Genomic DNA, 11,409 nt, shown 5'->3' with positions numbered 1-11,409 from the left:
GCGCGGGCCACCGCGTGCGCCAGCACCTCCCGGCGGCGGGCCCCCCAGCCGGCCGGGTAGGTCAGCGCCGCCGGCGGCAGGAAGCCGACCGCCTCCACCGCCGACCGGGCCACCGCCGCGAGCACCGCGGCCAGTAGGTCAGCGGTGGGCACGTCATGCGCGCCGAGCAGCACCGTCGGCTCGTCGACCCGGCGTTTCGGGTTCGGCTCGAACCGGGCCGGGTCGGCCTGGGCGAGCCGCTGCGCGTCCCGACCGACGTGCAGCCGGTCGCCGAGGAACACCCCGGACGGCAGGACCGGCACGCCGTCGAAGAGCAGCGGTCGGGTCCGCCCGTCCGGCCAGCGCAGCACCGCGACCGTGTTGGAGGTGCCCAGGTCGACCCCGAGGGCGAAGCCCTCGTCCTGCCCTGTCATCAGCTGTTCCTCCGCCGCACCCCGAACCCGCCCGACACCGACCCCGGGCATGCTACGGGTGACTGACCCGCTGATCAGCGATCGGCCGGTCAGCCGACCAGGCGGCGGCGGGCGACCTCGGCGAGGGTGACCGCGGCGGCCACACTGGCGTTGAGCGACTCGACGTCGGAGTGCATCGGGATGCGTACCCGCAGGTCACAGGTCTCGCCGACGAGCCGGGACAGCCCGCGACCCTCGGAACCGACCACCACGACCAGCGGACCCACCGCAGCCTCCAGGTCATACAGGTCGGTCTCGCCGTCGGCGTCCAGGCCGACCACGACGAACCCCTCGGCCTGGCACTTCTTCACCGCCCGGGTCATGTTGACCACCTGGCTGACCGGGGTCCGGGCGGCCGCACCGGCGCTGGTCCGCCACGCGGTGGCGGTCATCCCGGCGGCCCGCCGCTCCGGCACGAACACGCCGTGCGCGCCGAACGCGGCCGCCGAGCGCACCACCGCCCCGAGGTTACGCGGATCGGTCACCCCGTCCAGGGCGACCAGCAGCGGCTCCGGCTGCTCGGCGGCGGCGGCCAGCAGGTCCTCGAACGGCTCGTACGCGTACGCCGGCACCTGCAGCCCGACGCCCTGGTGCAGCACGCCGCCGGTCATCCGGTCCAGCTCGGCCCGGGTGATCTCCAGGATCGCGATGCCCCGGTCACCGGCGGTCCGTACCAGCTCGGTGACCCGGTCGTCGACGTCGATGCCCTGGGCGACGTAGAGCGCGGTCGCCGGCACATTGGCCCGCAGCGCCTCGACCACCGGGTTGCGGCCGACCAGCAGCTCCGGGGCGTCCTTCGGCGGGTGCGCCTTACGGCCCGGGGAGACCCGCGGCCCGGACCGGGCACCGCCCCGGGCCAACCGGCCGGTCGCCGGACCGCCCCGGCTGCGGCCACCGCCACCCCAGGTGGTGTCCTTCGTCCCAGGTACGCCGATCTTCGGCGCGCGCCCCTCGGCGGCCGCCGCCCGGCGTTCCTTCTCCTGCTTCCAGGCGGTCTTGTTCGGCAGCTTCTCGGTGCCGGAGTAGCCCTTGTGCCACGGCCGTTCGTCGGCCGGCAGGGTGCGCCCCTTGCCGGTCAGGCCGGACCGGTTCTTGCCGCCGGAGCCCTGGGTGGTGCCCTTCTTGGGGGTGACCCGCCGGCCACGTCGTTGCGAGTTGCCGGGCATCAGGTCTGCTCTCCAATGGTCCAACGGGGGCCGTGCGGGGTGTCCTCGACCGTGACGCCGGCCTGCTTGAGCTGGTCACGCACCGCGTCGGCGGCGGCCCAGTCGCGCCGGGCGCGGGCCTGCGCCCGCTGGTCGAGGGCGAGGGCGATCAGCGCGTCGACCGCGCCACGCAGCTCGTCGCGCGGGGCGGCGTCGCCCCACGACGGGTCGAGCGGGTCGAGGCCGAGCACGCCCAGCATGGCGCGGACCCGGCCCAGGCTGGCCCGGACCGCGTCATCATCACCGCCGGCCAGCAGGTTGTTGCCGTCGCGGATCCCGTCGTGCAGCACGGCGAACGCGGCCGACGTGTTCAGGTCGTCATCCATCGCGGCGGCGAACCCCGCCGGCATGTCGGTGGCGGCGACCGCGCCGACCTGCTCCGCCGCCCGCCGGACGAAACCCTCGATTCGCCGGTACGCGGTGGCACTCTCCAGTAGGGCGTCGTCGGAGTAGTCGATGCGGGACCGGTAGTGCGCCGCGGTCAGGTAGTAGCGCAGCTCGACCGGACGCACCCCGAGCCGGGCGACGTGGCCGAGGTCGATGACGTTGCCCAGTGACTTGCTCATCTTCGCCGCGCCCAGGTTGAGCAGCCCGTGGTGCACCCAGTAACGGGCGAACGGCAGCCCGGCCGCCTTGGACTGGGCGACCTCGTTCTCGTGGTGCGGGAAGGTCAGATCCAGCCCGCCGCCGTGGATGTCGAACTCGGGGCCGAGGTAACGCCAGCACATCGCCGAGCACTCGATGTGCCAGCCGGGCCGGCCCGGACCCCACGGCGAGCGCCAGGCCGCGTCGGCGGGCTCGTCCGGCTTGACGCCCTTCCAGAGTGCGAAGTCGCGCGGGTCGCGTTTGGCCCGGTCGACGCCGTCGCCGGCCGGCTGCATCGCGTCGGGGCGCTGCCCGGACAGCGCGCCGTAGTCGGCGTACGAGGCGACGTCGAAGTAGACGTCGCCGCTGCCGTCACCGGCCGGGTAGGCGTGGCCGCGGTCGATCAGCCGCTCGATCAGCTGGTGCATCTCCGGGATGTGCCCGGTGGCGCGCGGCTCGTACGTCGGCGGCAGCACGTTCAGGCTGCGGTACGCGGCGGCCAGCAACAGTTCGTTGGCGTACGCGATCGACCAGAACGGCTGACCCGCGGCGGCCGCCTTGTCCAGCACCTTGTCGTCGACGTCGGTGATGTTGCGGATGAAGGTGACCCGCAGCCCCTGGTGGGCCAGCCAGCGGCGGAGCACGTCGTAGTTGACGCCGGAGCGAAGGTGACCGATGTGCGGGGCGGACTGGACGGTGACGCCACACAGGTAGACGCTGACCTCGCCGGGCTGGCGGGGCACGAAGTCCCGCACGGACCGGGTCGCGGTGTCGTACAAGCGGAGCGTCACGCTACGAGGGTACCGACTGGCACCCGTCCGTACTCTGTCGGTGTGCACGCGCGAGGGGCGGAGACGGCGCAGACCCTGGACCGGGGGCTGCGCCTGCTGGGCCTGGTCGCCGAGGCGACCGGCGGGATCACCGTCACCGAGGCCGCCGGCCGGCTCGGTATCGGTCGGGCCGCCGTCTACCGGCTGGCCACCACCCTGGCCGCGCACGGCATGCTGCGCCGCGACACCGCCGGTCGGTTGCGGCTCGGTGCCGGGCTGCTGCAGCTGGCCCGGCGGGCACAGCCGCTGCTGGCCGATGCCGCGCTGCCGGCGCTGCGCCGGCTCGCCGAGTCCTCCGGCGCCACCGCCCACCTGACCGTCGCCGACGGTGCCGAGGCGGTGGCGCTGACCGTCGTCGAGCCGAGCTGGACGGCGTTCCACGTGGCGTACCGGGCCGGGTCGCGGCACCCGGTCGGTCGCGGGGCCGCCGGCCGGGCGATCCTGGCCGGCCGTGACGGTACGCCCGGACCGGTGACCAGCAGCGGCGAGTTGCAGCCCGGCGCGTACGGGGTCGCCGCCCCGGTGCTCGGCGTGCCCGGCCTGGAGGCCAGCGTCGGGGTGGTGACGATGGGCACCCTGGACGTGCCGGCGATCGGCGCGCAGGTGCAGGCGACCGCCGAGGCGGTGTCCCGGCTGCTCGCCAGCGAGCTGTGACAGCTCCTTCCGAGGATGCGCGGGCCGTTCAGAACAGGTCGGCGAGGGCGTCGGGCAGCTGCGCCAAACTGGTGATCTGGGCGTCCGGGCACACCTCGGGCGGGCAGGGCTCGCCGCGCCGGTTCAGCCAGACGGCCCGCAGCCCGGCCGCCTGGGGGCCGACCACGTCGTGCGGGATCGAGTCGCCGACGTAGACCACCCGGTCGGCGGCGGTGACCCCGGCGGCGGCCAGTACGGCGTCGTAGAACCGCTGGTCCGGCTTTTTCGGCAGGCCGTCGACGTGGGCGTACACCTCGAAGGCGAACTGGCCGCGCAGCCCGCACCGGTCGGCGCGGCTGTTGCCGTTGGTGGCCAGGCCGACCGCGTACCGGCGGCGCAGCCGGTCCAGGGCGGGCAGCGTGTCGGCGTACGGCCGGCTGAGCGCGAACCGGCGCTCGAAGAAGATCCCGGTGATCCGGTCCAGCTGCTCGGGCAGGCCGACCCGGTCCAGCGAGCGGGCCAGGGCGCCCCGGCGGATCTGCATCACCGGCGCGGACGGGTCGGCGGCGAACGCGGCCGCCCAGTCGTCGGCCATGTCGCCGAGGGTCAGCTCGGCGGCGCGCGGGGTCAACCGGCGCAGCTCGGTGAGGACGGTCTGCAGCGCGCCGGTGACCGCGGGCCGCAGGTCGACGAGGGTCTCGTCGACGTCGAACACCACGGTGGTAATCACCCCACCAGGGTATGCCGACTCAGCTGGGCCGGGTCATCCGCAGAACGTCCAGCGCCGCATCCAGCTCGGCGGCGGTCAGCGTGCCGGCGTCGACGTGGCCGCGTTCCAGCACGACGGCGCGGATCGACTTGTTCTCGGCGAGGGCCTGCTTGGCGATCGAGGCGGCCTCGTCGTAGCCGAGGTGGCGGTTGAGCGGGGTGACGATCGACGGCGACCCTTCGGCGTACGCCAGACAGGTCTCCGGGTCGGCGGCGAGGTCGGCGACGCAACGCTGGGCCAGCAGCCGGCTGGCGGCGGCCAGCAGCCGGACCGCTTCGAGCAGGTTGCTGCCCATCACCGGCAGCATCACGTTCAGCTCGAAGTCGCCCTGACTGCCGGCGAACGCGATCGTCGCGTCGTTGCCGATCACCTGGGCGCAGACCTGGCGTACCGATTCGCAGACCACCGGGTTGACCTTGCCCGGCATGATCGACGACCCGGGTTGCAGGTCGGGGATGCGCAGCTCGCCGAGGCCGGCGCGCGGGCCGGAACCCATCCACCGGATGTCGTTGGCGATCTTGTAGAGGCCGACGGCGATGGTGCGCAGCTGCCCGGACGTCTCCACCAGGGCGTCGCGGGCACCCTGGGCCTCGAAGTGGTTGCGGGCCTCGGTCAACGGCAGCCCGGTCGCGTCGGCCAGCCTGGCGATGACGGCGGCGGCGAAGCCGGGCGGGGTGTTCACCCCGGTGCCGACGGCGGTGCCGCCGAGCGGCAGCTCGGCCAGCCGGGGCAGGATCGACCGCAACCGTTCCTGGCCGTAGCGGACCTGCGCGGCGTAGCCGGAGAACTCCTGGCCGAGGGTGACCGGGGTGGCGTCCATCAGGTGGGTACGGCCGGCCTTGACCACGGTGGCGAACTCGTCGACCTTGCCTTCCAGCGCGGTCGCCAGCTCGTCCAGGGCCGGGATCAGCTCGTGCACCACCTGATGCGAGGCGGCCAGGTGGATCGAGGTCGGGAATACGTCGTTGCTGGACTGCGAGGCGTTGACATGGTCGTTGGGGTGCACCGGCCGGTCCAGTTCACGGGCGGCGAGGGTGGCCAGCACCTCGTTGGTGTTCATGTTCGACGAGGTGCCCGAACCGGTCTGGAACACGTCGACCGGGAACTGGTCGTCGTAGCCGCCGGAGGCGACGTGCGCGGCTGCGGTGACGATCGCCTCGGCGATGCCGGCCGGGATCACCCCGAGGTCGGCGTTGACCTGCGCGGCCGCACCCTTGATCTGGGCGAGCGCGCGGATCTGGGCGGATTCGAGCGTACGGCCGGAGACCGGGAAGTTGTGCACCGCGCGTTGGGTCTGCGCCCGCCACAGCGCGTCGGCGGGGACCCGCACCTCGCCCATCGTGTCGCGTTCGATCCGGTAGCCCTCGTCCCGGACGCCGTCCTCGCCGATCCCACCGTCGCCGATCCCGCCGTCGCTGATGCCCTCGTCAGTCACCCTTCCATCCTGCCCCGACCGGCGGCACCCCGCAGGGCGGTTACTCACGGGTGGCGGCGGGCTACCCCTCGCGGGTGGTGGCGTCGCTGGTCGTGCCGCCGGCCGGCGTACCCATGCCGCCGCTGGTGGCGTCACCGGTCGTGGTCGGCGCCACCTTGCCCCGACCGCGGCTCTTCTTCCCCCGGCCGGGCTCCTTGGCCCGACCGGGGCCGGTGGCGCGGCGGGTGCTGGCCGGGCCGGCGGTACCACCGGTGGTGGTCAGGCCGCCACCGGAGCGGGTCGGGCCGCCGTCGCGCAGCGTCTCGGCCGGGATCGGTACGTCGGCCGGATCGTCGAGGTCTCGTTCCTTCGCCTCGCGCACCGGGTCGGTCGGCGGCGCGACGACGTCGTCCAGGATCTCCTGGCGGTACGCCGACCGCTGCTCCAGGTCGTCGACGAACGCCTGCCCGCGATCGTGCTCGGAGAACTGGTCCCGGCCCTGGTCGGCGCTGCTGTCTCGTCGCCCCATGTCGTCACCCCTCCCGTCCCTGGTGCCGGGTGTGCCCGGATCGGCGGCGGCGAAACCTGAGCTGACCGGCCTGCCCTCAGCCGTTGGTGAGTCGTACCCGGTGGCTGTCGCCGTCAGTAAGGAACGCCACCACGCGCTCCCCTTCCTCGGCCACGGCGGCACGCTCGGCGCGGGTGAGGCCGCGCAGCGCGGCGACCATGACGGTGCCGGAGTCGACGGTCCAGGTGGCGGCCACCCGACCGTCGACCAGCACCACCCGTGCCCCGGCGACGGACAGCCCTCGGTGGGCGTCGTCGATGATCCGGCTGCGGTCGTCGTAGCCGAGGACCGCGTTGTCGAACGCCGGCAGGAACCGCACCGGTGCCGGGGTTTCCGGGTCGGGTCGCGGCGCGGCCGGCAGGTCGAGCAGTTGCCGGCCGCGCTGGTTGCGGAAGACGACCAGTTCGTCGCGGACCGCCGCCACGGCGGCCGGCAGCCCGGCCAGGCCGCACCAGGCGCGCAGGTCGGAGCTGGTGGCCGGCCCGTACGCGGCCAGGTAACGCCGTACCAGTGCCTGGCCGACCGGATCGGTGCCGGCTACGGCCGGGTCGGTGCTAGCTTCGGCCAAGTCGGTGCCGGCTGCGTCGGTCAGCTGGTCCGGCTGCTGGCCCGCCCACTCCGCCAGCGGCCGGTAGCGTGCCCCGCCGGCGGTACGCCACAGCCCGCGCGGCGGCAGCTGCACCATCGGGATCAGCGCCGTGGCCAGCACCGCCCCCAGTGCTCTCGGTTCCCGTTGCCGCCACGCGTCGGGCAGGGCGCGGGCCAGCCCGGTCATCGTCCGGGGCTCGCCGTCGGCCAGCACCGCCCGACCGGCCACCGCGAGCGCGTCGAGGTCGACCCCGGCGAGTTCGTGGCGGTAGACGGCGAGGACCCGTTGCCGCAGCATGGCGTCGTGGCGGGGACGCCAGGCCACGGCGTCGGCGGCGGTCAGCAGATGGACGGTGCGGCGCATCAGATGGGTCCGGACCACCGCGCGGCGCAGCAGCAGGTCCGACAGGTCCGCCGGGTCGAAGCCGCGCAGCCGGCTCCACAGCCCGACGAACGGCTCCTGCGGCTCCTGCGCCTGCAGGCCGCCCAGATGGGCGACGGCGTCGTGCACCGGCAGGTCGGCGCGGTCGAGCAGCAACTGCCGGGCCAGTGTCGCGCGGTTGAGCGCCCGGGTGTCGAGCACCGTCATCGGTCGCGCTCCCGACTAGCCGTTGTACGGGGCAGCGACGTCAACGACCTTGTCCCAGTAGCCGGTGACCTCCTCGACCGTTTCGCCGCGTACGCGCGCCTCGCCGCGGAAGTTGAGGTGGGTGGTGGTGGTGATCGACAAGGTCGGCCTCTCTGGCTGTGCGATTCAGGCCCGACGGGTGTCGGGCGCGGGGGCAACACTCACAGCGGAAGCGGCCAGTTTGTGTCCGCTACTGCGGTCAGAATAGGAAAGTGCCGAAAACCTCGGAGCGGCTGCTGATGCTGCTGTCGCTGCTGCAGGCCCGCCGCGAGTGGCCGGGCGGGCTGCTGGCCGAGCGGTTGGCGGTCAGCCCGCGTACCGTCCGGCGCGACGTCGACCGGCTGCGCGATCTCGGCTACCCGATCACGGCGGTCAAGGGACCGGCCGGCGGCTACCGGCTGGACGCCGGTGCCCGGCTGCCGCCGCTGCTGTTCGACGACGAGCAGGCGGTCGCGCTCGCCATCGCGCTGCGGACGGCCACTGCCAGCGGTGCCGGCATCGGGGAGGCAGCGACGCGGGCGCTGCACACCGTCCGGCAGGTCATGCCGCAGCGGCTGCGCCACCGGATCGACGCCGTATCGGCCATCGAGGCGATCGGGGCCGTCACGACCGGGGCCGTCACGACCGCGCCGGCCGTCGGGCCGGCCGCCGCGCATCCGGTCGACAGCGCGACGCTGCTGGCCGTGAGCGATGCCGTACGGGCCCGCGAGGTGCTGCGCTTCGACTACCGGTCGGCGCCCGTCCCCCGCCGGGTCGAGCCGCACCACCTGGTCACCTGGCGGGGGCGCTGGTACCTGGTCGGCTGGGATCTCGACCGCGACGACTGGCGGATCTTCCGGGCCGACCGGATCAGCCCGCGCACCCCGACCGGGCCGCGCTTCACCCCGCGCGAGCTGCCGGCGGACAGCGTCGCCGCGTTCGTCACGGCCAGGTTCCGGGGCGCGGACGGCACAACCAGTACGACCGGCTCAGGTGACTGGCCGTGCCGGGGCCAGGTGATCCTGGATCTCCCGGCCGTTGAGGTGGCTCCGTACGCCTACGGCGGCGTCGTCGAGGAGATCGGTCCACGCCGCTGCCGGCTGACTCTGGGCTCCTGGTCGTGGGTGGGTCTGGCGAGCGCCGTTGGCATGTTCGACGCCGGCATCGAGGTCGTCGGCCCGCCGGAGCTGGCCGCCGCATTCACGACCCTGGCCCGCCGGTACGCCACCGCCGGGCAGCAGCCTCCGAATGACGACCACATTCCGACCACCGCGCAGTAGCCGCGCCATGACGCCAGGTTGCCGCCGGCCGACATGATGGGTGAGGTAGCGGTCACTGTGGTCGCCACGGGCAGGCCGAGGGCGGGGTGGCGGATTTGTCAGGTTGGCACCGGTCCGGCAGCGGCCTGTACGTCCCGGTGAGCCGGTCCGGGGCCGCCGCACCGGGCGGCGACGGCAACGATCAGCCGGGGCGGTCCGGCACCGTCGCCAGCTGGGTCCAGGCGGTCGCCGCGATCACCGCCACCGTCGTCTCCACGGTGGCGCTGATCATCGCGGTCAGCGCGCTTCGCGACCAGCAGCAGGTCAACGGTCTCGCGCTGGACCGGTTCGAGCGGCGGTACGCCGAGCGGGTGTCGTGGTTGGCCACCCGGCGTGACCGGGGCACCGTCGTCGTCCAGAACCGCTCCCCGGTGCCCGCCCTGGACGTGACCCTGCGGATGTGCAGGTCATCGACGTGGAGGAGCGCGAGTTCAGCGGCTCGTACCAGCGGCGGATCGGCGTACAGATCTCGGATCTGCCGCCGTGCACGATGACCGAGGTGGACCTGACCGAGCCGGCGATGGCGGCGCGGATCGACCAGGCGTTAGTCGACCAGGCACTGCGCGACGCCGACACCTTCGCGCGGTACACCGGCGGGCACCGTCCGCCGGGCGACGGGGCGGTGCTGACCTACGCGGTCCGCTTCCACGACGGCATCGCGCTGTGGGAGCGCCAACGCTCCGGCCTGGTACGGCTACCGGACGCACTCGCCGAACACGACCTGACCATCGTCGCCACGACCCAGTCCACGCAACCGGTCGCCGACTGCGGCACCGACGGCTGACGTAATCGGTTGACCAAGCGTCGTACCTGGACCTGACGTTGATCGTCGGTCCTTGGCCGCAGCCGCCGTCACGCCCAGACGCGCTGCTCGTTGTGGGCCTCCTTGCGGCGCAGCGCGTCGTCGAGGTCGATGCCGTACCGGTTGGCGACCGCGCAGACGAAAATCAGGATGTCGGCGAGTTCTTCATCGACGGTGCCGACGATCGATGTGGCTTCGACCGAGAGCCGCTCGTGTTTGCGTACCGCCTTGAACAGCTCTCCGACCTCCTCCCCCAACAGCAGGCACTGGTCGACGGCGCTGCGGTCAGCGAATCCCCGTTCCTTCTCCATCTCGGAGACATACCGTTGCAGGTCCTGAAGCGTTGCGGCGCTGGGCAGCGGGAGCATTAGACAACCTCGTTCAGGTGTCGGGGCGCAGGGGACGCTAGCGGCCCTGGTAGGCGCCGGGTGGAGGACTTGGTGCTGGTCATACGATCTCTGCCGTCGTATCCCATCCGCAGGCCGGCGGCCACGCGTCGAGCCGTCCGTCGAACACCGGCCCGAATCGCCGGCGTGGCCCGGCCGCGAAACATGGTGCAGGACACTGCACGTTCGGGTGAGCTCCATTGCCAGATACCGACGACCTTGCCGGCGACGACGATCGTCGGCAGCGCTTCGCCGATCTGGTTGAACGCCGCACGTTCGGCCAGTGTGCCGAGATAGCGTGACCGGGTCTCAGCGTACGCTTTCAGGGCGACGTCCTCGTGAGCCAGAAAATGCGCCTCGTCTGACGGTTCCGCGTGATCGTCCCGGCTGAACTGCTCGAGACGATCACGGTAGATGTACAGGGTCGCGGTGGTCCACGGCGCATGTATAGCTACGAGGGATCTCCCACCGCCGTTCAGCGCTGCCAGAATCGCGCTACGGGACAGCCCGGCCCACCAGGCGACGTCGCGCAGCGACGCCGGCCCGTACCGGTCCAGGTACGCCTCGACGAGGCGCGCGGTGCCGGTCTGCCGGTCAAGGCTCAGGTCGAGGTCGGGGTGGGCGGTGGAGGTGAGCGCGAAGGTGCGCTGTTCGCGGTTCCAGCCGGCACTGCGGTTGCGGTACGTGACCAGCCCACGCTCCCAGGCCAGCTTCAACGCCAGGCGGACGGCGACAACCGGGGTGCCCCCACCACAGATGCGTTCCTCGATCGTTCGGTGCGGAAGGTGCCCCGCCTCGCTGAGCAGCGCTTCGATCGCTCCGGTGGTCCGGTGGATCATTCGGTCGGTGAGCCCAGCGTTGATCACCTGACGCAGGGCGTCACGTTCCCGGTAGTGCAACGTGGCGGCGTGGGCCGCAGCGGCGAGGTCGAGCGGCAAGGTGTGCAGGGTCTTGCGCATGCAGCGAATGGTGGTGACGGCCCGGTGGGTGCGCGGGTGCCACAGCCGCATCGCCACGTCCGGGCTGTGTGCGCGGGCCAGCACGGTGGCGTACGGTGACGGCAGCCGGGCTGCGTGCAGCCCTAGTGCGGCTTCGGCGATCTGCGGGACGTCTGTATAGCGTCGACTCGTGCCGAGCCCTTGTCGGTCCAACAACCATCGCCAGAGTCGGTCGGCCTCCGCCCCAGTGAGGCAGTGGCGGGCGGCGATGTCCGGTTCAGCCGCAGGCACGCGGGGACGCTAGCACGATGTC

Annotated in this window: 13 protein-coding genes and 1 pseudogene; 4 read left to right on the top strand and 10 right to left on the bottom strand. The window is 73.0% G+C overall.

The features are described 5' to 3' along the window. The 3 genes and pseudogenes from ACXAHD_RS08290 to cysS form a co-directional block, all read right to left on the bottom strand. Positions 1-413: pseudogene (locus ACXAHD_RS08290) on the bottom strand (Hsp70 family protein); the annotation flags it as partial. A gap of 89 nt (positions 414-502) precedes the next feature. Beyond that, positions 503-1,618, bottom strand: coding sequence for a 23S rRNA (guanosine(2251)-2'-O)-methyltransferase RlmB (rlmB, locus tag ACXAHD_RS08285; protein WP_289212061.1), 1,116 nt, complete (start codon positions 1,616-1,618; stop codon positions 503-505). Next, a complete protein-coding gene (cysS, locus tag ACXAHD_RS08280; protein WP_281552919.1) occupies positions 1,618-3,033 on the bottom strand; it encodes a cysteine--tRNA ligase in 1,416 nt (471 codons plus the stop codon). Before cysS ends, rlmB begins: the two co-directional genes overlap by 1 nt. A 42-nt stretch (positions 3,034-3,075) precedes the next feature. Between cysS and ACXAHD_RS08275 the strand changes: the two genes are divergently transcribed. Next, positions 3,076-3,726, top strand: coding sequence for a helix-turn-helix domain-containing protein (locus tag ACXAHD_RS08275; RefSeq protein WP_289212059.1), 651 nt, complete (start codon positions 3,076-3,078; stop codon positions 3,724-3,726). Between the two features lie 28 nt (positions 3,727-3,754). Here ACXAHD_RS08275 and ACXAHD_RS08270 read toward each other — a convergent pair whose 3' ends face one another. The 5 genes from ACXAHD_RS08270 to ACXAHD_RS08250 all read right to left on the bottom strand — a co-directional run bounded on the left by ACXAHD_RS08270 (position 3,755) and on the right by ACXAHD_RS08250 (position 7,774). After that, on the bottom strand, positions 3,755-4,435 hold the full coding sequence (locus ACXAHD_RS08270; protein ID WP_281552917.1) for an HAD family hydrolase: 681 nt from the start codon (positions 4,433-4,435) through the stop codon (positions 3,755-3,757). Positions 4,436-4,454: 19 nt separating this feature from the next. Beyond that, positions 4,455-5,813: a class II fumarate hydratase gene (locus tag ACXAHD_RS08265; protein ID WP_475049559.1), complete on the bottom strand. Its 1,359-nt coding sequence runs from the start codon at positions 5,811-5,813 to the stop codon at positions 4,455-4,457. A gap of 157 nt (positions 5,814-5,970) precedes the next feature. Continuing rightward, positions 5,971-6,417 (bottom strand): hypothetical protein, encoded by a 447-nt coding sequence (locus tag ACXAHD_RS08260; RefSeq protein WP_289212058.1) that lies wholly within the window; start codon positions 6,415-6,417, stop codon positions 5,971-5,973. Positions 6,418-6,493: 76 nt separating this feature from the next. Continuing rightward, positions 6,494-7,633 (bottom strand): winged helix DNA-binding domain-containing protein, encoded by a 1,140-nt coding sequence (locus ACXAHD_RS08255; protein ID WP_289212057.1) that lies wholly within the window; start codon positions 7,631-7,633, stop codon positions 6,494-6,496. A 15-nt stretch (positions 7,634-7,648) separates the two neighbouring features. Then, positions 7,649-7,774, bottom strand: coding sequence for a hypothetical protein (locus ACXAHD_RS08250; protein ID WP_281552913.1), 126 nt, complete (start codon positions 7,772-7,774; stop codon positions 7,649-7,651). Between the two features lie 110 nt (positions 7,775-7,884). Here ACXAHD_RS08250 and ACXAHD_RS08245 point away from each other — a divergent pair, with 110 nt between their 5' ends. The 3 genes from ACXAHD_RS08245 (at position 7,885) to ACXAHD_RS08235 (ending at position 9,754) form a co-directional block, all read left to right on the top strand. Beyond that, positions 7,885-8,931 (top strand): helix-turn-helix transcriptional regulator, encoded by a 1,047-nt coding sequence (locus ACXAHD_RS08245; RefSeq protein WP_475049553.1) that lies wholly within the window; start codon positions 7,885-7,887, stop codon positions 8,929-8,931. Positions 8,932-9,017: 86 nt separating this feature from the next. Beyond that, positions 9,018-9,464 (top strand): hypothetical protein, encoded by a 447-nt coding sequence (locus ACXAHD_RS08240; protein ID WP_475049550.1) that lies wholly within the window; start codon positions 9,018-9,020, stop codon positions 9,462-9,464. Beyond that, entirely contained in the window at positions 9,371-9,754 is a 384-nt protein-coding gene (locus ACXAHD_RS08235) for a hypothetical protein (RefSeq protein WP_475049548.1), read from the top strand. Before ACXAHD_RS08240 ends, ACXAHD_RS08235 begins: the two co-directional genes overlap by 94 nt. 68 nt (positions 9,755-9,822) lie before the next feature. On the opposite strand, the gene ACXAHD_RS08230 is transcribed toward ACXAHD_RS08235, so the two are convergent. Next, the gene (locus ACXAHD_RS08230; RefSeq protein ID WP_281552910.1) at positions 9,823-10,140 is read right to left on the bottom strand and encodes a MazG nucleotide pyrophosphohydrolase domain-containing protein; all 318 of its coding nucleotides are present in this window, start codon (positions 10,138-10,140) and stop codon (positions 9,823-9,825) included. Beyond that, on the bottom strand, positions 10,140-11,387 hold the full coding sequence (locus tag ACXAHD_RS08225; RefSeq protein ID WP_289212055.1) for a DNA glycosylase AlkZ-like family protein: 1,248 nt from the start codon (positions 11,385-11,387) through the stop codon (positions 10,140-10,142). Before ACXAHD_RS08225 ends, ACXAHD_RS08230 begins: the two co-directional genes overlap by 1 nt. Between the last annotated feature and the right edge of the window lie 22 nt (positions 11,388-11,409).

The organism is Micromonospora sp. ABR4_055 (genome assembly GCF_056160425.1).
Note: the sequence above shows the minus strand (reverse complement) of the source record. Positions and strands in the feature narration are given on the sequence as shown.